The sequence below is a fragment of the Clostridium chromiireducens genome (assembly GCF_003575225.1).
GTDB lineage: Bacteria > Bacillota > Clostridia > Clostridiales > Clostridiaceae > Clostridium > Clostridium chromiireducens.
On the sequence record NZ_QXDJ01000002.1, the window covers coordinates 988576 to 1009385 of the forward strand.

Annotated in this window: 22 protein-coding genes; 21 read left to right on the forward strand and 1 reads right to left on the reverse strand. The window is 30.6% G+C overall.

The window, feature by feature from the left end; translation table 11 throughout:
- Positions 1–64 precede the first annotated feature (64 nt).
- The 20 genes from D2A34_RS09865 (at position 65) to D2A34_RS27020 (ending at position 18764) form a co-directional block, all read left to right on the forward strand.
- Positions 65–1105, forward strand: a complete 1041-nt coding sequence (locus D2A34_RS09865) for a histidine phosphatase family protein (RefSeq protein WP_182629346.1) — start codon at positions 65–67, stop codon at positions 1103–1105.
- A gap of 141 nt (positions 1106–1246) precedes the next feature.
- Positions 1247–1618, forward strand: a complete 372-nt coding sequence (locus tag D2A34_RS09870; protein ID WP_119366509.1) for an HAD family hydrolase — start codon at positions 1247–1249, stop codon at positions 1616–1618.
- Between the two features lie 5 nt (positions 1619–1623).
- Entirely contained in the window at positions 1624–1938 is a 315-nt protein-coding gene (locus D2A34_RS09875) for an HAD-IA family hydrolase (RefSeq protein WP_119366510.1), read from the forward strand.
- A 107-nt stretch (positions 1939–2045) separates the two neighbouring features.
- Positions 2046–2225, forward strand: coding sequence for an NUDIX hydrolase (locus D2A34_RS27190; RefSeq protein ID WP_243128300.1), 180 nt, complete (start codon positions 2046–2048; stop codon positions 2223–2225).
- Between the two features lie 24 nt (positions 2226–2249).
- Entirely contained in the window at positions 2250–2522 is a 273-nt protein-coding gene (locus D2A34_RS27195) for an NUDIX hydrolase (RefSeq protein WP_243128309.1), read from the forward strand.
- 94 nt (positions 2523–2616) lie between these two features.
- On the forward strand, positions 2617–3411 hold the full coding sequence (locus D2A34_RS09885) for a sugar nucleotide-binding protein (protein ID WP_119366511.1): 795 nt from the start codon (positions 2617–2619) through the stop codon (positions 3409–3411).
- A 119-nt stretch (positions 3412–3530) separates the two neighbouring features.
- Positions 3531–4157, forward strand: coding sequence for an HD domain-containing protein (locus D2A34_RS09890; RefSeq protein WP_119366512.1), 627 nt, complete (start codon positions 3531–3533; stop codon positions 4155–4157).
- Between the two features lie 90 nt (positions 4158–4247).
- A complete protein-coding gene (locus tag D2A34_RS27410; RefSeq protein ID WP_279221611.1) occupies positions 4248–4373 on the forward strand; it encodes a hypothetical protein in 126 nt (41 codons plus the stop codon).
- Positions 4374–4565: 192 nt separating this feature from the next.
- A complete protein-coding gene (locus D2A34_RS09900; RefSeq protein WP_119366513.1) occupies positions 4566–5078 on the forward strand; it encodes a GNAT family N-acetyltransferase in 513 nt (170 codons plus the stop codon).
- A gap of 146 nt (positions 5079–5224) precedes the next feature.
- A complete protein-coding gene (locus D2A34_RS09905) occupies positions 5225–6007 on the forward strand; it encodes a class I SAM-dependent methyltransferase (protein WP_119366514.1) in 783 nt (260 codons plus the stop codon).
- 185 nt (positions 6008–6192) lie between these two features.
- Positions 6193–6939, forward strand: a complete 747-nt coding sequence (locus D2A34_RS09910; protein WP_119366515.1) for a class I SAM-dependent methyltransferase — start codon at positions 6193–6195, stop codon at positions 6937–6939.
- Between the two features lie 107 nt (positions 6940–7046).
- On the forward strand, positions 7047–7595 hold the full coding sequence (locus tag D2A34_RS09915; protein ID WP_119366516.1) for a GrpB family protein: 549 nt from the start codon (positions 7047–7049) through the stop codon (positions 7593–7595).
- Positions 7596–8188: 593 nt separating this feature from the next.
- On the forward strand, positions 8189–8611 hold the full coding sequence (locus D2A34_RS09920) for a PTS sugar transporter subunit IIA (protein ID WP_119366669.1): 423 nt from the start codon (positions 8189–8191) through the stop codon (positions 8609–8611).
- Between the two features lie 215 nt (positions 8612–8826).
- Positions 8827–8973, forward strand: coding sequence for an aspartyl-phosphate phosphatase Spo0E family protein (locus D2A34_RS09925; RefSeq protein ID WP_119366517.1), 147 nt, complete (start codon positions 8827–8829; stop codon positions 8971–8973).
- A gap of 43 nt (positions 8974–9016) precedes the next feature.
- The gene (locus D2A34_RS09930; protein WP_119366518.1) at positions 9017–9508 is read left to right on the forward strand and encodes a mannose/fructose/sorbose PTS transporter subunit IIB; all 492 of its coding nucleotides are present in this window, start codon (positions 9017–9019) and stop codon (positions 9506–9508) included.
- Between the two features lie 51 nt (positions 9509–9559).
- Positions 9560–10345: a PTS mannose/fructose/sorbose transporter subunit IIC gene (locus tag D2A34_RS09935; RefSeq protein WP_119366519.1), complete on the forward strand. Its 786-nt coding sequence runs from the start codon at positions 9560–9562 to the stop codon at positions 10343–10345.
- Between the two features lie 22 nt (positions 10346–10367).
- Positions 10368–11189 (forward strand): PTS mannose transporter subunit IID, encoded by an 822-nt coding sequence (manZ, locus tag D2A34_RS09940; protein ID WP_119366520.1) that lies wholly within the window; start codon positions 10368–10370, stop codon positions 11187–11189.
- A gap of 252 nt (positions 11190–11441) precedes the next feature.
- Positions 11442–15596: a GH32 C-terminal domain-containing protein gene (locus tag D2A34_RS09945; RefSeq protein WP_119366521.1), complete on the forward strand. Its 4155-nt coding sequence runs from the start codon at positions 11442–11444 to the stop codon at positions 15594–15596.
- A 478-nt stretch (positions 15597–16074) separates the two neighbouring features.
- Positions 16075–16611, forward strand: a complete 537-nt coding sequence (locus tag D2A34_RS09950) for a methyl-accepting chemotaxis protein (protein WP_119366522.1) — start codon at positions 16075–16077, stop codon at positions 16609–16611.
- Between the two features lie 107 nt (positions 16612–16718).
- Positions 16719–18764, forward strand: a complete 2046-nt coding sequence (locus D2A34_RS27020) for a glycoside hydrolase family 32 protein (protein WP_207669014.1) — start codon at positions 16719–16721, stop codon at positions 18762–18764.
- Between the two features lie 227 nt (positions 18765–18991).
- On the opposite strand, the gene D2A34_RS09960 is transcribed toward D2A34_RS27020, so the two are convergent.
- Positions 18992–20185: a GGDEF domain-containing protein gene (locus D2A34_RS09960; protein WP_182629348.1), complete on the reverse strand. Its 1194-nt coding sequence runs from the start codon at positions 20183–20185 to the stop codon at positions 18992–18994.
- A 372-nt stretch (positions 20186–20557) separates the two neighbouring features.
- Between D2A34_RS09960 and D2A34_RS09965 the strand changes: the two genes are divergently transcribed.
- Positions 20558–20800 (forward strand): AbrB/MazE/SpoVT family DNA-binding domain-containing protein, encoded by a 243-nt coding sequence (locus tag D2A34_RS09965; protein ID WP_119366524.1) that lies wholly within the window; start codon positions 20558–20560, stop codon positions 20798–20800.
- Positions 20801–20810: the final 10 nt, after the last annotated feature.

Sequence of the window (20810 nt, forward strand, 5' to 3'; positions counted from 1 at the left end):
GAGTTGATTACTATAAAATTCATAAATCATGGAATTACAGATTAGAATTATAGGAGGAAACAAAATGATTTATACAGTAAAAATTGAACAAACATACTCATACCCTAAACGAATGAAATATTGTGCCCAGACAGATACTTTTATTGAAAAAGATTGTATCAGCCTTAGCTATTCAAGAAATGTCCATCAACCTTATGGCTGGATCAAGGAATCTGGAACACCACCATGTGCACACCTAGATGTTATAGTTATGACAGATAAGAAGTACAAGCTTGGTGATGAAGACACCATCAAAATCATTGGTGTTTTTCGCCGAAACGATGGTGATCATAAGCTAGTTGGAGTCCTAAAAGACAGAGACATAACTGATTTTTCTCAATTGACTGATAGTGAAAAGGAAGATATGCACCGTCTCTATCCAAGAGAGGATGTAGGAGAGGGCTGGTTTGGTCATGAAATAGCAGAAGAAATTATCAAAACATTTTTTCAAAATAAAAGAAGAAAAACAATTATTATGGTGCAACATACGCAATCACAACACCATATCAATAATATGATAGGTGCATGGGGAGATTGGGAACTAACTAAATTTGGTAGAGAACAAGCCTATGAGATTGGGAAATGGTTGCTTAATGAAAATTGTGATAAAGGTTTTAGTATGTATGTGTCTGATTTAAAACGTGCATTCCAGACTTCTCAGGAAATAAATAGAACACTTAATATTACACCTGTTGTAGCAGAGGTTATACGTGAGGTAAATGCTGGAGCTGGTAATGGGAAGTCACGAGAATGGTATCATAGTAACAAAAAACCAGAAAATGAATATTATGATTCAGATTACAAGCCATTTGATGATGCTGAATCAGACAACGATCTTTGGAATCGCTTATACCCTTTCTATCAAGATATAATATCCAACAACCAGGAAAAAATTCTTATCATATCTCATGGCACCACACTAAGCTTTTTACAATCTATGCTTATAGGCGATTCGTTTTATGCACTTGCGAAAAGAAGATTCATAGGATTAAGTGGTTCTGTATCTAAACTAACACTTGAAACCAATGGGAAAGTTATGATTAATTACCTCAATCAACGAATTTAACTTAGTTTTGACTGACAAATTTCAATTTATCAGTATATAATTTTGTGCACATTCTTATATTGTGTAACAATTGTTAATTAATGTGGTAACATTTTTTATTTCTCACATAGTTAAAAAGTTTGAGAAAGAAGGTGTATTTTATTGAAGAATAATTCTATTAAAGTGATTTTTTTTGATGCAGGGGGCGTACTATTTTATGAGAAAGTTAGTCCACAGGATAAATTAAAAAAAATCCTAAATTCACGTGGAATTAATAAAGATTTAATTGAAAGAGCATTAGAGAAATCAAGTCAAGAAGTTAATACATATTTTAGACAAGGTATAGAACCTAAAAATTGGAATGACGAGAAGAGGCTTTGGAAAATAGTTTATAATACTGTAGCCTGTGAAGTGGATAGCACTAATCCGTATCTAGCAGATGAATTATTTATGTTGACTCAATTTTCAAGTTATTATAAGTTATATCCTGAAGTGAAATCTATATTGAAGAATTTAGCGGATAATTATACGTAGGTGTTATTTCAAATGCTTTGCCAAGTGTTGATTGGGTATTTGACTTTTTAGAAATCAGGAAATACTTTAAGTTAATCACAATATCATCTTTTGTACAAATGAGAAAGCCAGGAGAAGATATATATAAATATTCAATAGCGCAGATTGGTAATAAACCAGAGGAATGTTTATTTATTGACGATAAATTAGAAAATGTAAAAATTGCAGAGAAAATTGGTATGCATACAATTCATTTAATACGTCCAGAAAATGACTTATATGTAATTGATGATATAATTCCTGTTGGAAAGTTATACAAAGTAAAAGTTGCTAATGAATAAAATTATAAAAAGTTGAGACACAATTTTCTTATGTGGTATAGCAATTAAGGTTTTGTAGTTACTACAACGTTGCAATTAAAAGCTAATAAATATTTTGGGGGAATACAATGGAGAGAATGGATTTAACTTTTAAGACAGAGCAAGGAAAATTTAACTATCGAGTAGGTGCAATTATTATGCATGATAATAAATTGTTGATGGTCAAGAATAATAAAGTACCTTATTTTTACAGTGTTGGAGGAAGAGTTAAGTTACACGAATCGGCTGAAGAGACCGTTGTAAGATAAGTGTATGAAGAAACTGGAGCTTAAATGGAAATAGAAAGACTTGGATTTGTTCATGAAAATTTTTTTACTGAAGATGTTACAGAAGAAAGATTCCATGAACTGTCCTTTTTCTTTTACATGAAAGACATGGATGCCCTGAATGCAATTTGCATGAGTTTTACAGAAGATGGAGCAAAAGAAGAACTACAATGGATTCCGTTGGATAAAATTGCAGATGTATATCTTTATCCGGAGTTTTTCAAAGAAAAACTGTCTAATCAATCAGCGACAGTAGAACACATTTTAACTAAAGAGTAGTAATTTTTTGAGTACAATGTGAAGTTGAATTGTACCGCTATTTTCTTATATGACATACCCCTGATAGAGCTAAAAAAAGGCGAGGAGAACATTTATGAAATTATTGATAATGGGAGCAAGTGGATATTTAGGAAATACAATATATAAGAAAATTAGGGAGTATAGTAATGACGACATTTATGGAACTTGTAATACCTCAAGTAATCATGAACTTTTACAAATCAATGTATTGGATAAGTTAGATATAGATAAAATACTTTCATTGAAACCAGATATAATTATTTGGAGCATTATGGATATAGAACAAGAAATGTCATTATCAGAAATAGGCATGAATGGGATAGTTAATAATATTTTTAAAGATGTACGTTTGATTTATGTTTCTACTACAGTTGGAAACGGAAAAGATCAAATTGAAGATGTAATTCCTCATAAGCGAAAACCTGATGAATATTTACATAAATATATTAATGGTAAAATTGAAGGGGAAACCATAGTAAGAAAGCACCCTAATCATGTAATTGTAAGACCTGGGAGTATTTATGGGTATGACTATGATGGAAAAATGGATTGTAGGATGAAAGGGTTACTTGAAATTTCAAAAACAGGTAAAACGTATTCAAGAACAGCAAATATGTATGCCAGTTTTGTTAATGTAGAAGATTTAGCAAATACAATAATTGAACTTTCATATAATAGTTTTACAGGAACAATAAATATATCAGGAGAAAAACCAGTAAGTCATTATGAATTTAATAAATATTTAGCAAGTCTAATGAATATTGATAATAGTTTTATAGTGCCAGATTACAAGGAAGAAGCTATATATCATAATTTAAGTAACGATAGAAGAAAACTTCTGCTAAATACCATAATACAAGACATTTGAATGCTAGTAACAATATAAGTAAATCTTAACACAGAATATTCATAACATATGTAACAATTGGAGTTGTAAGTGTTGTGCCAATTTAATTTATGGAGAGTTTTTTATAAGGAGATATAAGTATGCAATATTGTAATAAAAAAGGTATACCTACTTTAGAAGAAGCAAAGAAGATTTTAGAAGAATGTGGCAAGTTAAATCCAGGACCATGGATAGAACATTCAATTAATGTAGCTGAGGCAGCAAAACTAATAGCAGAACAGACAGATGACCTAGATTCTGAATTAGCATATATTTTAGGGTTATTGCATGATATAGGAAGAAGAGAAGGCGTGCACGGTATGAGGCATGGTCTAGATGGATATAATTATGCAATTAGTAAAGGATATGATTTAGTAGCAAGAACTTGTTTAAGTCATACAGCATTTACCTATAATAATGAGGTAATTATTGTAGGCAAATGGGATGGTACAACTGAAGAATATAATTTTGCAAAAGATTATTTATCTAGTATAGAAGAGAATGATTATGATAAATTAATAAGATTATGTGATTATTTAGCATTACCATTTGGTTTTGTATTAATAGAGAAAAGAATTGTAGATATAGCATTAAGAGGCGGAGTTAACGAATATACAATTCCAAGATGGAAGTCAACTTTCGAGAATAAAGAGTATTTTGAGAAAAAAATAGGTAAGTCAATTTACAGTTTACTACCTAATATAATAGAAAATACATTCAATATGTAGTTTATAATATTTTTAAAAGATGGAGAAAACAAGGAAGGTGAAGGATTTACAACAGCCTATTTTTCAAGTCCTAATGAAGTTATATCATTAATGTCTGACTTTGGTATACATGAATTAGTTTTTGCGGGTGTAGAAAATATTTTGGGTTGTAAGGAAAAAGAAATATATTCACTTAACGAAGATCAATATAATAAATGGATTGAAGTATGCTTTTAACTAAGTACTGATAAAAATTTAATTGGTACAAGCCAGCATTTTTTATATATTGGTCAAAAAAGTAGCTGTTGAAAATAAGTGTAATTGATTTAAAGGTTGCGATGTAATGAAAAATGCTGGGAAAGACTATTTTTATAGTACACAGACAATAATAAATTTATAGAATGGATTGCATCCAAAGGAGTAGTGGAAATGAAGCTTATTAAATTAACAAGTAATTATAAATATGAATGGGAAAGCTTGATTAGTGAGTTTAAAAAGAATGAAGAGAAATTAACTCCGCTAGCAATGAAAGGTCATGTTAATACTTTTGAGGAATTTTTAATTGAAGCTAATAATAATTCAAAAGGTATAAATTTACAAAGTGGAATTGTTCCTTCTGATATATACTTCTTAGTTGATGAAAATTCAAAATATTTGATAGGTGCAATAGATATCAGGCATTATTTGAACGAATATTTATCAGAATATGGTGGTAATATTGGTTATGGAATTAGACCAAGTGAACGTCAAAAAGGATATGCAACTAAAATGCTTGCTTTAGCATTGGAAGAGTGTAAAAAAATAGGAATGTTAAAGGTTTTGATTACTTGTTTTAAAAGTAATGTTGCATCAGCTAATACCATTATTAAAAATGGTGGGGTTTTGGAAAATGAAGTTGTTGAAGATGGAAAGATAAAACAAAGATATTGGATTCAACTATAAGTGTATAGGGTACATTATAAATTTGAATTTCTCGTTGAGGTAATTCATGATCTTCATAAGGGATGTAACGATTGAAGTTTGTAAGTGTTGCACCAATGTATTTGATTGTGAATAAAAGACTATTTATATATTATGGAGGTGGAATTATGCCAATAATAAAAGGGTTGGAATGGACGTTTAACACAGAAGCTGAAAAGTATGAAAAAATGCGACCAGGATATGTTTCGGAGCTGTACAAAGATATTTTTAGGTATATCCCAATTAATGAATCCAGTAATGTTATCGAAATTGGTATTGGTGGAGGACAAGCAGCACTACCAATTTTAAAAACTGGGTGTAAGTTAACTGCTGTGGAATATGGCGAAAATTTGGCTGAATTATGTCGTCAAAAATTCAAAGAGTTCCCTAAATTTTCAGCTGTAACAGCAAAATTTGAAGATTTTGTGTGTGACAATAATTTATGTGATTTAATTTATTCTGCATCTGCGTTTCACTGGATACCAGAAGAAATCGGATACAAAAAGGTTTATGAAATACTAAAAAGTGGCGGAGTCTTTGCTCGTTTCGCTAACCATCCATATAAGGATAAAGGCAGAGAAGAAATTCACGAGGCATTACAAAAAATATATTCTGCATATATGCCTAATTCGCTTGGTCCTAATGAGTACAGTGAGGATGAAGCAAAAAAGCGTGCAGATATAGCACAGAAATATGGATTTGTTGACATAAGCTACAAATTATATCATAGAACAAGGTCTTTTAGTGCAAAAGAATACATATCACTTCTTGGTACTTATTCCGACCATATTGCAATTGAACAAAATATTAGAAAAAAATTCTTTTCAGAAATTGAAGAAGCTATTGATAATCTAGGCGGTCAAATCACAATATATGATACGATTGATTTACAGCTTGCGAGAAAACCATAACTATCTGACATACGTAACCTTAAACTGTTTAGTTCACATCCTTCATAAAAAGGTATAGCAATCAAGGATTTGTAGTTGGTATAAAATTGTAAGTTATTATGAAGAAGTATATCATAATTTTATTGTACAGTAATATATAAATTTAGAAAAAACGATAAATTAGAGCTTGATAAAGGAGTTTTATTATGGAAAATGAATTTTATAATAAAGCAAAAGAGTATGCAATCGGTCGACCAACTTATCCAGAAGAAATTCTAAATATAATCAAAGAATTAGGAATGGGAGAACAATTAACAATTGCAGATATTGGAGCAGGAACAGGACTACTTACTCATATGCTATGCCGATTAGGTTGTAGAGTTCTAGCAGTCGAGCCAAATTTTGAAATGCTTAATGAGTGCAGGAAGTATTGCTCGACTAATACAAATATTGAATATATAAATGCACCTGCTGAAAAAACTCAACTAAAAGAACATAGTATAGAAATTATTACGATTGCACAAGCGTTTCATTGGTTTGATAAACAATTATGCAAAGCAGAATTCAAGAGAATTCTGAAAGAAAATGGTTATGTTATTACTATATGGAATGACATGCAGGAGGAGAGCGATTTTACAAAAGAATACATGAATATTATCCATAAATATGAGATTAGGACTACTGCTGGAAATTCTCACTTTAATCCTGATAAAGAAAAGTCTAACTTTTTTGGACAAGACTATATAAAAATATATTATGATAATTGGCAAACAGCAACAGAGGAAATGGTTATATGTAAAGCTCTGTCTTTATCATATACACCATCAAAATCAGACGGTGATTATGACAAGTTTGTTCAAGAACTGAATAAATTGTTTTCGAAATATCAACAAAACGGAAAAGTTACTTTTCATTACAAAACGGAGGTATGTATTTGTCAATTTTTAAAGTAATTAAATCATCAAATGAAATTGAGGTACATGAAGAATATTTGTTTAATAGAAGATAACAATATTATAATTCCCAATAAATAAAAGCTAAATTATGGGAGGTAATGGATATGGTAAGAGAAATGGTGATTGTTCCTTATGATGATATGTGGCCGGATATATATATAAAAGAAAGAAATATTCTGCTGAATATATTTGGCAATTTAATAATTGACGTGCAGCATTTTGGCTCCACATCAATCAAAGGATTGAGTGCGAAACCAATAATAGATATTATAATTGTAGCTAATGATATAAGTCAGATTGATGAATATAATCAAGTTATGGAGGATTACGGATATAGCGTTAGGGGAGAAAACGGAATTGAAGGTCGAAGATATTTTGTAAAATTAAGCCCAGATAACTCTAGAAATCACACACATCACATACATATTTATCAAAAAGGAAATCAACACATCTTTGATGAATTAATGTTTAGAGATTATTTACGAATTGATAATGAAGCATTCAAGGAGTATGAAAGAATAAAAATAGAAGCCTCTTTGAAATTTCGTTATAGCCCCAGAGAATATGTGAATGCAAAAGATGATTGTATTATGAGCATTATGGACAAAGCCAACTTATACTATAAACATAAAAATAATCCATATGTAAAGTAATATGTAATGTTCTCATTCTAGTAATTGATTGCGATATTGAGGTGCATAAATTTAAGATAGTGCTACTACAAAGTTTAGCTAGATCTTAAGTTTATGCTATTATTTTAGTCTCAACATCACAATCAAACCAGATCATTGAATACATTAATAAAAAGAAGCCTTTTGAAAGCTAAAGAGTTAATGAAACAAAGCCTTTTGGTGAACAGAAAACTGGATAGATTAATTTGGATAACGATTATAACATGCAATTTAATAAATAGAGGATTAGACCAGAAAAAACATCTGGTCTAATTAGTGTGCAATAAAATAGAAAAAAGTAATTTAAAAGCCTGCTTACGAAGTACTGACTTTCATTAATCGGTTCTATGTAAATGTGTGTTAATTGAATTATATTAATAGATAAACTGTGTTTATTACAATTAAAAGTATGTAAATTTATAATGCATAGTGTAAATTAAAATACTCTATCGCTGAGAAAGTGCTTAAAAAGCCTATTCACAGACATATATTTTTTTACACTCTTAGTTGGCATAGGAATTGCTATGTATATAAGTATAAAAATAATATATGTAGCAAGAAAGGATGAAGAAATAATGATCTCAGTAATTATAGGTACACATGGAATGTTTTCAGAAGAGATTCTTAAGTCAACAGAAATGATTTTTGGAACTCAGGAGAATATTAGTGCCGTTACATTTAAACCAGGTGAAGGTATAGAAAATCTGGTAGAAAAATATAACCAGCTTATAGAAAAATTAGACTCGAAAGATGGCGTACTATTTATGGTAGACCTTTTTGGAGGGAGTCCATTTAATGCGGCAAGTATAATCGCAATGCAAAATGACAATATGGAAATTGTAACTGGCGTTAATCTTCCAATGATTTTAGAAGTTCTAGGAAGTAGAGATTTTTCAAGTATAAAAGAATTGTTAACAATAGCAGAGAACGCAGGAAAAGATGCTGTAAAAGTTTTAACTAAAAATATCAATATTGATGTTGAAGAAGAAATTGTATAAGTAATTCAAATTTATTAAGAAAAAGATTATATGTAATTAAAAATTATTTAGAACTTAAGAGTTAGTAAAGAAAATTATGATAGATTAAAGTATCTAAATAATCAAGGTTTGATAAATCAAAAGCTATATCTACAGTTAACTGTATTCTGTGTTTAAATAAGTGACTTTGAGTATCATATGATAGTAACTATTAAAGCTAAGTAAGGAGACTAAAAATGACTAACTTAGAAAATAATATTGAAAACTTACGTAACGAGCTATACAAGTTACTTGACGCAAATAAGTTAACTAACATTAAGATTGTAACTATTAGCCAGAGATTAGATGAATTGATTGTAGAATATTCAAAATACAAACTTTAGGTTTATAAGTAAATATAAGAATTGAAAGATAGGAGATAAGAAAATGGAAATTAGCTTTGTAAGAATAGATGACAGATTAATACACGGACAAGTAGCAACGGTTTGGACAAAGGAGAGTGGGTGCAATAGAATATTTGCCTGCAGTGATGAAGTTGCAGCAGATGACTTAAGAAAACAATTAGTAATCCAAGTAGCACCTCCAGGAATAAAAGCATATGTGCTTCCAATAGCAAAGGCAATTGAAGCATATAATAATCCTAAATTTGACAGCTTTAAAACTTTATTCTTATTCACAAACCCTACAGATGTATTAAGAATGGTTGAAGGTGGAGTACCTATTAAATCTGTAAACGTTGGTGGAATGTGCTTTAAAGCAGGTGACAAACAAATTACAAATGCATTATGTATGAATGATGTTGATATTGAAGCATTTAAAAAGCTTAATGAAAAAGGTATCGAATTAGAAGTAAGGAAGTTAGCGAAAGATACTAAAATAAATCTAATGGATAGATTAAAAGAACTAAAACTTATTTAGATATAAAATTAAATTTTTATATAAAACAAAAAAGAAAGAGAGGAATTATAAATGAACACTTTACAATTAATTTTATTAGTAATAGTTGCAGCAATTGCTGGTATGGGAAGCGTACTTGATGAAGCACAATTTCATAGACCAATAGTTGCATGTACATTAGTGGGACTTGTACTAGGAGATATTCAAACAGGAATTATATTAGGAGGAACACTTGAAATGTTAGCACTTGGCTGGATGAATGTTGGGGCTGCTATGGCACCAGACGCAGCTCTTGCAAGTGTAATTTCAGCAATACTTGTTATAATTGGACATCAATCAATTGGAGCAGGTATAGCAGTAGCAATTCCAATTGCAGCAGCAGGACAAGTACTTACTATCTTTGTAAGAACAATAACAGTATTCTTCCAACATTTAGCTGATAAGTATGCGGCAGAAGGAAATACAAGAGGAATAGAAATGTGTCATATCTTAGGATTATCACTTCAAGCAATTCGTGTAGCTGTACCAGCTGCTATAGTGGGAATGCTTGCAGGTACAGATGCTGTAAATGCAATGCTTGCAGCTATACCACCAGTAATTACAAGAGGACTTCAAGTATCAGGTGGATTCATAGTAGTTGTTGGGTATGCAATGGTAATTAACATGATGAATATTAAGTCATTAATGCCATTCTTCTTTATTGGATTCATAATGGCAGCATTCACTGGGGTTAACTTAATTGGTTTTGGTGTTATAGGTGTTATTTGCGCTATATTCCACATTCAATCATTAGCTAAACAAAATAATGTAGCTGTAGCTGGTGGTGCTAGCGATATTGACGACTCAGAATTAATGTAAATTAGAAAAGGAGGATACGATAATGAGTGAAAAGAAATTAAATAGAAGTGATATAGTAAAAATGTTTATTCGTTCAAATTTCCTGTTAGGATCATTTAACTTTGAAAGAATGCAAGCAATAGGATTTTGTGTAACTTTAATACCTGCTTTAAAGAAATTATATAAGGGTGATGAATTAAGTGAAGCACTTAAAAGACATTTAGAATTCTTTAATACACAACCATTCATGGCTACTCCAATTATGGGTATAACAGCAGCTATGGAAGAACAAAGAGCAAATGGTGCTGATATTAGTGAAGCATCAATCAGTGGTGTTAAAATTGGTCTTATGGGACCTCTTGCAGGAGTTGGAGATCCAATATTCTGGGGAACTTTAAGACCAGTACTTGCAGCTTTAGGTGCTGGACTTGCATTAACTGGAAGTATTATAGGACCATTAATATTCTTTTTAGGATTTAATGCAATAAGACTTGCGACAAATTGGTATGGAATGTTCTATGGATACGAAAAAGGAACTCAATTAGTTTCTGATATGTCAGGAAATAAACTTAGATATCTTACAGAAGGATCTTCAGTACTTGGATTATTAGTTATAGGTGGTCTTGTTTCTAAATGGACAAGTATTAACATACCATTTGTTTTATCTAAATATACACAAGCTGATGGAAAAGAAGTTATTACTACAGTTCAAAGCGTATTAGATAGTTTAATGCCAGGATTAGTTCCACTTCTATTAACATTTGCATGTATGTATTTATTAAAGAAAAAAGTAAATCCGCTTTTAATAATCTTCGGATTATTTGCAATAGGTATTTTAGGAGTTGCGTCTGGAATATTACAATAATATTAAATTTATAATCTTATTCTAAGGAAACCATTATGTATTAAAATTTATACAAGTAACATGGACTACCTCAAAATATATAAATTCAATTTCTGGTATTGAGGTAGTCTATGTTGTTGATGAAAATAGAAAATAAATATGTATATACTTTTAGTAAGCGTTTACAAGAGACGAAATCCGATATTAAATTAATGCAAAATTTATAGGTAATTCATGTTTAATATTACTATATTAGAGAAGGGGACAAACATAATGAAAAAGTTAAAGTTAAAATTATTAGCAATTACAGTCGCGACTACAACAATAGCAACACTACCTTCCTTACGAGTGTCAGCAGCTTGGCAAGAAAGTGGAAGGAATTGGTACTATATAGGCGATTTAGGAGAAAGAAAAACTGGATGGATAAATGATAATGGTACATGGTATTATATGCAACAATCAGGAGAAATGAAAACAGGTTGGGTTAATGATAGTGGTATATGGTATTATATGCAACAATCAGGAGCAATGAAAACGGGTTGGGTTAATGATAACGGTACATGGTATTATATGCAACCATCAGGGGCAATGAAAACAGGTTGGATTAATGATAATGGCACATGGTATTTTGCAGAAGCTTCAGGAGCAATGCAAACTGGTGTAGTTAAAGTAGATGGAAAAATTTATTATTTAGATATAGCTACAGGAGCTATGCAAGTTGGCAATACAACGATAAATGGAAAAACATATGTATTTGCACAAACTGGAGAAGTAGTTGGAACAGAGTTATTACCGACTAAAATATTTGATTCAAACGGAAATGAAGTTAGTGGTAATTCAACTAACAATAATCCACCAGTGGCAAATGAACAAAATAATTTGAATAGTAACAGTAATGGTAGCAGTAGTGGTCATAATCATAACAGTGATAGCGGTAAAGTTAATAAAGTATCTCTAATAAATGCAATAACAGCTTCAAAATTAAAATATGAAGCAGCAGTAGAAGGAACAGAAGTGGGGCAGTATAAAGTTGGATCAAAGTCCACATTTAAAATAGCTATTGATGCAGCACAAGCAGTTTTAGATAATACAGGTTCTACGCAAAAAGATATAGATTCGGCAGTAACAGCACTTGCAGCTGCTATGACTATATTTGATAATGGTATTAATAAAGATGTTGATCCGAGTACTTCGACTAATTATTTAGAAGACTATCGTGAACAGTATCACTACTCTCCTGCTAAAGCTTGGGCTAACGATCCGAATGGAATGGTTTACTTCAATGGTGAATACCATTTATTCTATCAATATTATCCAGAGAAGAATGAATGGGGACCAATGCATTGGGGACATGCGGTTAGTACAGATTTAATTCATTGGAAGGAACTTGGTATAGCCATAGCACCTGATGGAGATCTACCAGAGACAGGAGAACTTAAGGATGTTGATCGTTACGAAAAGGCTTGGGATAATTATGGAAAGAATTGGATTTATTCTGGATCTGCAGTTATAGATAAAGATAATACCTCTGGATTCTTTGATGGAATTGAAGGTGGAGGATTAGTTGCAGTTTATACTCAACACTCTGAAAATCCTTTCACTGAACAACAAGCAATTGCTTATAGCAAAGACAATGGAAGAACTTGGATTAAACCAGAAATATCAAATGGAAATAATTTAATTATATCAAAAGATAATGATCCTCTTAACCATAAAGACTTTAGAGATCCAAAAATAGTTTATTTAGAAGATTCTAAAGAATGGTTAATGGCAGTTGCAGGCGGACCATTAAGATTCTTCTCATCAAAAGATTTAAAGACTTGGAAGCCAGAAGCTATGCAATCAGGAATAAACACAGAATGTCCAGATATATATAAGTTAGAAATTGGAAATACTGGAACTTATAAATGGGTATTAAGTGAAGGTGGAAGATATTATCGTGTTGGTGATCTTAAGAAAGTAGAAGATAAATGGACATTTGTTCCAGATGAAGAATACAAAGATAAACATCAGCCTATGAACTTTGTTAAAGATTCATATGCAGCCCAAACTTATTATGGTACAGGAGAAAATGGTACTCCAGATGGAAGAAGAATTATGATTAACTGGATGAACAATTGGGATTACTGTGTTGGCATTGCTCCGATAACAAAGAAATTTAATGGACAATTTACTTTACAGAATGAATTAAAGTTAGTTGAAACAAATGACGGAATTCGTATGGTACAACAACCAATTGAAGAATATAAAGAATTACGTAAATCTCCTATAACTTTTGAAAATGTTACAATTTCTCCAGATCAACCTAATATTATGAGTAATTTATCAGGAAGCAAATATGAAATTGTGGCTGAGTTTGAACCAGATGAAAATACAAAAGAGTTTGGATTTAAATTACGTGTTGGAAAAGATGCGGATCAAGAGACAATAGTTAAGTATAATACTGAAACTGGAGAAGTAATATTTGATCGTTCAAAATCAGGAAAAGCTCCAAGTAATTCAAGTGCATTCTTAGAATCATACAAGAGTAAAATAAACAAAACATCAGATGGAAAAATTCAATTAAATATTTTTGTAGACGAATCATCTGTAGAAGTGTATGGAAATAATGGAGAGGTAGTTGGTTCAGGACAAATATTCCCTAACCGTTCTAGTCGAGGAATAGAGGTATTATCAAATGGAGGAAATACAAAAGCTACAATTAACTATTATCCAATAAGCAGTATTTGGAATAATGAAAGTGATAGTAAAGATTCAGTTTTAGTGTCATTAAGTGAAGGAGATTTAGGTAAAACAATAGGAAATGACTTTACTATTTATACATCTACAGTTCCAGAAACAGCAGATCAAGGTGTTACTTGGGAATATGATTCAAACATTTTAGAAATCGTAAGCCAGGATGATACAAAAACTACATTTAAAACAAAAGCTGCAGGAAGTACAAAGTTGACTGCTATATCAAAAGATAAAAAATCAAGTAAAACAATTAATGTAGATGTTTATGCTAGTGATCCAACTGGTGTAATAAGTGATTTAACTAACTTTAAAACAATTGGAGATTGGTATGTTAAAGATAATAAGTATACAGGAAATAGTTCAGGAGATGGATTTGCTGTAGCTGAACAAACAAATGAGGCAAAAAAGGTTTCTAGCCTGGAAGCAACAGCAGATTTATCAAATGGAAATACTGCAGGTCTTGTATTATTAGCACAGGATGATGATCCAAAGAAAGGCTCAATAATAGCTAATATTGATAAAAATGGAAACTATAGAGTATTTGCATTTAATAAAGATGGAAAAGTAGTTGGATATAATGGTGATGGTAATTTAGTTGAAGGTGAAGATATAACTAGTGGTGTAGTTGTAAAGACAGATGATAACAAATATAAGTTAAGAGCTGAAATAAGTGACGGTCACATTAAATATTTCATTAATGATGAAATTGTCTGCGATACTAAACAAGAATTCTTTGAACAAGGAAGATTTGGTTTTAATGTTTATGGCGGAGAAGTCAATTTCGATAATGTAAAACGTAGCAATGATGAACCAAGTAATATAACAAGTATTGAAGGTTCAGGTTTAACTTTTGATCAAAATCCAGTGGATTTACACGTTTCGGGTGACAGTTATGTGGTAGATAAAGGTAGACAAGATAATGGTTTTGCATTTTCAGATCAAGACATAGATACTGATAAAAACACATATGAGTTTGAAGTTGATGCAAAAATATTAGGAGACTGGCATGCTTACAGGCCAGGAAATGGGGACGTAGCAGGAATTGTACTATTCTCTCAAGGGCCTGATTTCTGGGGCGATGGAGGAATTGTAGCAAATGTTGGTAAATGGGGACATTGTAGAATATTTGCACGAGTTAAAGAGGATGGCGTTATGGTAGAAAAGGATATATTTAACGAAGATGCTGTTCCAGAACCTAAATTTAACAGATTTAATATGAAAATAAAATTAGAAGGAAATAAGATTACATTCATTGTAAATGGTAAAGAAGTATACAGTGGTGAACAAGATTATTATACAACAGGAAAATTTGGATTTAATGTATGGAATGGACCATCAGAATTCAGGAATATAACTCTTACTAGTGATGCAGTTACAGGAATAAATACAAATCAAACTACAGGAGCAGCTGTTTCGGTTGCAGCAATAGCAGGAGTGACAGCACCAGTAGCAGGAGCAACTCCAGTATCAACAATAACTGATACTACAGAATATACAGCAAATATCGCATGGAGCGGAACTCCAGTAACATTTGCTGCAAGCACACCATACACAGCAACAATAACAATAACACCAAAAGAAGGTTATACATTAATAGGCGTGCCAAAAGACTTCTTTACAGTGGAGGGAGCAACAGCAACAAATGATGCTGATTCAGGAGTTATAACAGCAATATTCCCAGAAACCAATTAAAAAATAAAAGGTGAGAAAACCTATCATGCTTGTAAGAGCCTTTTAATGATTTGTTAAGATGTATCTAAGATACATCTAAAGAATATTACAATTGACATTAAATCAAATTATGACAGTAGATAGTTTTAAATCAAAAATAAAAGTATCTACTGTTTTTATTTATATAGTGAAATATAGAATTTAAGGTGGATTAAATATCGGAACGGTAGATAAGTATCGCAATATGAACAAAGATTAACATATGTGAAATTTTATAACAAATAAATTATCTGTGATAATTTAGATGTTTAATACAATGAAATTAATATAGAAGCCAAATTAAATTTATATTTGCATTAGTGTCAATTTATGATTTTTTACCGAGTTTTAACTGTTTTTATCATATTACTTGTTAGGTTTTTATGAGGTTTATTTTAAATTGCTTATAAAGTGATGTGTGTTTAATAAAATATAGATAAATGTAATGAGGTAGCAAAAAATGAGAGAAAAAGATTTGCATAGAGATATTGAAGAAAAATTTTTGACCGTATATGATTCTGTTTCAAAACTCTCAGGGGAAATTGGAGAAATAGCATCAACTTCCCATCGATTAACGACATTTGTTGAGGGCATATCTGCATTTGGTGCAGAAACATATAATAAAGTTTTAGATATGGATGATATCCTTCAAGTAATGAAAAATATAGCGAGACAATCTAATCTTCTTGCACTTAATGCAGCAATAGAAGCTGCACGAGCAGGTGATTCTGGTAGAGGTTTTAGTGTGGTTTCTAAAGAAATGGGTAAACTTGCGATTCAAAGTAAAGAATCTGCTGAAAATGTCAGCACATCTCTTGATTATATGATTAAGTCTATTGAAGCTATAGCCTGCCAGATATTAGAAATAAGTACTAGTATTGAAGCACAAGCCACTACAATTGAGAAAATTGCATCAACATCACAAAGTATAATGAAGTTAATGCAAAATCTTACTGATACTTTTAAAGATTATTTATTAGAAGAAAACTTAAATTAACCTAAAATACCGAAGTATAACAATATAAAAAGATGTGCTAGATAAAATAAAGTCAAAGGTTACACTGACCTTGTGAAAAATATGATATATAGAGAAGGAGAAAGTTTATGGATAATATTATTAAAATGAGAAAATCAAGAATTCTAATTTATTTCATAATGATCATAATTATTCTGTCCACTATGATATTTTCTAAGATCGCAAAGGCTGAAGAGCTTACTAATCAAAGCCAAAATATATTTCCAAAATCACAACAATCAAATTTGAGTTTTGTTGGAGATCCTATGCCATATTATGAAAATGGAAAATTTGATATATTTTATCTAGACGATATAAGAGATCAAATTGAAAATGGATTTCATCCTTGGAGTTTGATGCAGACAGATAACTTGTATAACTATACCAACCAAGGGAAGGTAATTAATCATTCAAATGATAATTTAGATCAAGACTTAGCTTTGGGAACAGGATCTGTAATGAAAGATAAAAATGGTTTATATCATGCATTTTTTACTGGTTTCAACGATCGTAGACCTTATGTAGTATCACAGTTAAATAAAGCAAATTTAGCTTCAGATTTTGGTGTTCAAGGAAGCAATAGATGGAGCTATGGTTATGGAACAAGCAATGCAGATTTTACTTTAGCTACAGGCTATGATGCCTCTACTAAAAAATACTATCAGTCAGGTTTAGATGGACTTGAACTTCATCCTGATTTTGTTCATCCATCAGCTAGCAAAGGTGCAATTTATAGATGGACTGCTGGGGAAACTGGAAAAATAGATTTAACAGGAACTTATACAAAATACACTCAAAATGACAGTAATCCAAGCTGGCCTGATGGTGTTACGTTAACAATCTATCGTAACAATGAAATATTACAAAGAGATGTGGTACCTGTAAGTAACTTAGTACAAAATGTAGATAACATTAAAATCAAGATGATTAAAGTAAATCAAGGAGATAATATTTACTTTGTAATTACGGCTAATAACAATAATGCTTGGGATGGCGGAAAACTTGATGTAAGTATAAATCCTACAGAAATAGCTAATGAAGCGATTATGCATGCTACAAGCACAGATCTTAAAAATTGGACAAAGATATATAACGATACTTTTTTTGCTTCAGCACAATATTCAAAGAATGATTTTAGAGACCCATACGTTTTTTATAATCAAGCTGATAATAAATATTGGATGCTTATAACAACTAGAAAGAATAACACCGGAGTAATAGCAAAATATGTATCAGACGATTTGAAAAATTGGACTGATCAAGGTGTATTCTTTACTAATGATATGGGTACTTCAAATTTAGAGTGTCCTACATTGATCCAATATGGAAGCTATTGGTACCTAACATTCTCAGATCAATCAGCTGCAGATCCATACGGAAACCGAGTTGTTCATTATAGAAAAGCAAGCAGCATAAATGGACCATTTACTAAACCAGGTAGAGATAGTTTTGATGGAAATGGTTTTTATGCTGGAAAATTAGAAAAGGATTCTTCAAACAATCTTTACTTGTTTGGATGGACACCAACTAAAGTAGATTATAATGATTCAAATCCATATGATTGGGCAGGAAACTTAGTAGTGCACCAAATTAAGCAAAATACAAACGGAGATCTTTATGCAACTCCGGTTGGAACAGTTGTAGATAAAATAAATCATAGCATTAATCTTACTGAGTATAGTAAAACTTCAACAGTAACTAAGAATAATAGCGACTATTCTTTCACAGGAAATGGCTATGAGTCAGTGACCTTTAATGAAATTACTGGAACAAATAAAATTACTGGGAAGATAAATACAAAATCTAAAAACAATAACTTTGGTTTTATGTTTAATGTAAGAGAGAATGGTAAGGCTCCATTAAATATTGTTTTTAACCATCAATATGGAAGATTAGAATTTTACAACGCATCAACAGATGGGTCCTTAGGTCAATTGCAATCTACCAAGCCTATAACTGTTCCAGATAATGGAGTTTTGGATTTTACCATTCTAATTAATGATTCAGTTGCGGTTTTGTACGTAAATAATGAAGCTGCATTTAGTACACGTATGTATAATATGCAAAATCATAAATGGGGAATATTCTCTATGGATAGCGATATAACGTTTAGTAATTTGCAATTAAGTAAATAGTCTACTTCGTATATGAATTTGATAAGTTTAAACCAAGCTTGTAGTAATTAGATTAATTTTTATTATATTGATAAGTAGAAACTTCTTAAAATTCTAAAGTTTAGCTATAAATATATACATGAAAAAGTGAAAATGTTATAAGAAAAACTTAGTGTTAACATGCTAAGTTTTTGTTGTTTATTTAAATTTAGTGAAAAATAAATCTAGAATATATAAGCATTAATGTATCAATATAGAACTCTTTCATAATCTTCAGATGCTATTACTACTTGATTTCTGCCTTGATCTTTAGCTTTATAAAGTGCAACGTCTGCTGCTTTAATTGAAGTATCAAAAGAGTTCGAAAAATTATCTTTTAATAGAGAAATTCCAAAGCTTGCAGTTATTTGTATTTGGAATTTATCAGCTTCGATTACTTTATTCTGAATTTCTAGTCTAATATTTTCAGCTAATGCGTGAGCTTCATTAATTGAGGTTTGAAAAAGAAATATAAGAAATTCTTCACCGCCCCAGCGAGTAGCTAAGCCTGTAGTTTTTATATGTTTTATGATAATATTACTTACTTTTTTAAGTACGATATCTCCAACTGGATGACCGAATTTATCATTTACATGTTTAAAATGATCGATATCTATCAAAATAAGAGTTGATATTTCGTTAGATTCATCAATGATTATCATTTTTTCTGAAACTTGATTACTAAAACTTCTTCGATTTAAAAGTTCTGTTAATGGATCATGACTTGACATGTAGTTCAATTTAGAATTAATCTCTTGTAAAATTATATTTTGAGTTATTTTTTCATAATTGGAATTATAAATTTCTGTTGAGATTAGAATAATGGCTAAAAAGAAAATAAATCCGTTTATGATGTTTGTAATTAACAAATGAGTATCATGCTGAAATATTACTAATCCACCCAAATAAGCTAAAAATGAAATGGAATAAACAGCTAAATTTAATGGGAATCTCAACATTATAACAGCACTAAATATAATGAAGTTAGCAATAAATACACTGCTTACATTGCCAGGTTTAGCTTGATCTAAACCATTTATTATAGCCATAGAGCTTAGAATTACTGTGGCTAAGGTTGGAATTAATAATTTATTCATGAGTCCAAATTTATATTTACTGCATTTAGTTGAGATTTTTATAAGAATAATTCCAATAAAAGAAACAAGCACATTGAATGAATGTAAAATAAAGTATTTACTATCACTCCAAATTACATTTGAAGAAGGGGTTATTAAGTAAGGGATATCATTAAATAATATAAATAAAATTTCAACTATTATAAATATAATAAGAATTAACTTCATTCTTGCAAAGTTAGTTACATTAATATCATGGACAACATTAGCAATTTGATCTTTTGTAAGGTTTAAATTTGGCTTCTTTAAAAAATATAATTTATTCATAATGCAGTTCTCCTAAGTAAATTTTGATAATATTTTTGAAGAAGTTTTCGACATGTATTTATAAATAATTACTTATAACACCATTTTATCACAAAAAAACCAAAATGAAAATTTATTATATTGGTTTAGAATCCCTCAAAAGAAATTTCAAAAAAATTTATTAGTTGTTTAATGAAGAAAAATATAATTATAACTCACTGAAGAAGATCGAAAAGCCAAATGCAAAATTTGGCTTCTCACTTCAAATGAAATCCAAAGAGGGAATAACTATAGACTTAAATAAGAGATAACTAATTAAAAAAGCATATGGTTTTCCTGGGAAATAGAAAGGGTATTTTATTAAAATTAAAGACATGAGAGGAAGTATGTAAAATGAAATCAGCAGGAATAGTAAGAAAACTTGACGATTTGGGAAGGCTTGTAATCCCCAAAGAAATTAGAAATGTAATGGAGATTAATAAGGGAGATCTTATGGAAATGGTTCAAGTTAATAATGAGATAGTTGTTAAAAAATACAGTAGGGGATGTATCTTTTGTGGAAGTGATAAAAGTATTACTGAATTTAAGGAAGTATCAATTTGTAGTGTGTGTAAAACAGCAATAGGTAAAGAGTAATGGCGTAGGT

Excerpts from the sequence above, each read along its gene's own strand:
- D2A34_RS09950 (WP_119366522.1), top strand. The coding sequence starts at position 16,075 with ATGAGAGAAAAAGATTTGCATAGAGATATTGAAGAAAAATTTTTGACC.
- D2A34_RS27020 (WP_207669014.1), top strand. The coding sequence starts at position 16,719 with ATGGATAATATTATTAAAATGAGAAAATCAAGAATTCTAATTTATTTC.
- D2A34_RS27410 (WP_279221611.1), top strand. The coding sequence starts at position 4,248 with ATGTCTGACTTTGGTATACATGAATTAGTTTTTGCGGGTGTAGAAAAT.
- D2A34_RS09930 (WP_119366518.1), top strand. The coding sequence starts at position 9,017 with ATGGAAATTAGCTTTGTAAGAATAGATGACAGATTAATACACGGACAA.
- D2A34_RS09865 (WP_182629346.1), top strand. The coding sequence starts at position 65 with ATGATTTATACAGTAAAAATTGAACAAACATACTCATACCCTAAACGA.
- D2A34_RS09960 (WP_182629348.1), bottom strand. The coding sequence starts at position 20,185 with ATGAATAAATTATATTTTTTAAAGAAGCCAAATTTAAACCTTACAAAA.
- D2A34_RS27195 (WP_243128309.1), top strand. The coding sequence starts at position 2,250 with ATGGAAATAGAAAGACTTGGATTTGTTCATGAAAATTTTTTTACTGAA.
- D2A34_RS09920 (WP_119366669.1), top strand. The coding sequence starts at position 8,189 with ATGATCTCAGTAATTATAGGTACACATGGAATGTTTTCAGAAGAGATT.
- manZ (WP_119366520.1), top strand. The coding sequence starts at position 10,368 with ATGAGTGAAAAGAAATTAAATAGAAGTGATATAGTAAAAATGTTTATT.
- D2A34_RS09915 (WP_119366516.1), top strand. The coding sequence starts at position 7,047 with ATGGTAAGAGAAATGGTGATTGTTCCTTATGATGATATGTGGCCGGAT.
- D2A34_RS09945 (WP_119366521.1), top strand. The coding sequence starts at position 11,442 with ATGAAAAAGTTAAAGTTAAAATTATTAGCAATTACAGTCGCGACTACA.
- D2A34_RS09905 (WP_119366514.1), top strand. The coding sequence starts at position 5,225 with ATGCCAATAATAAAAGGGTTGGAATGGACGTTTAACACAGAAGCTGAA.
- D2A34_RS09935 (WP_119366519.1), top strand. The coding sequence starts at position 9,560 with ATGAACACTTTACAATTAATTTTATTAGTAATAGTTGCAGCAATTGCT.
- D2A34_RS09890 (WP_119366512.1), top strand. The coding sequence starts at position 3,531 with ATGCAATATTGTAATAAAAAAGGTATACCTACTTTAGAAGAAGCAAAG.
- D2A34_RS09925 (WP_119366517.1), top strand. The coding sequence starts at position 8,827 with ATGACTAACTTAGAAAATAATATTGAAAACTTACGTAACGAGCTATAC.
- D2A34_RS27190 (WP_243128300.1), top strand. The coding sequence starts at position 2,046 with ATGGAGAGAATGGATTTAACTTTTAAGACAGAGCAAGGAAAATTTAAC.
- D2A34_RS09910 (WP_119366515.1), top strand. The coding sequence starts at position 6,193 with ATGGAAAATGAATTTTATAATAAAGCAAAAGAGTATGCAATCGGTCGA.
- D2A34_RS09885 (WP_119366511.1), top strand. The coding sequence starts at position 2,617 with ATGAAATTATTGATAATGGGAGCAAGTGGATATTTAGGAAATACAATA.
- D2A34_RS09900 (WP_119366513.1), top strand. The coding sequence starts at position 4,566 with ATGAAGCTTATTAAATTAACAAGTAATTATAAATATGAATGGGAAAGC.
- D2A34_RS09965 (WP_119366524.1), top strand. The coding sequence starts at position 20,558 with ATGAAATCAGCAGGAATAGTAAGAAAACTTGACGATTTGGGAAGGCTT.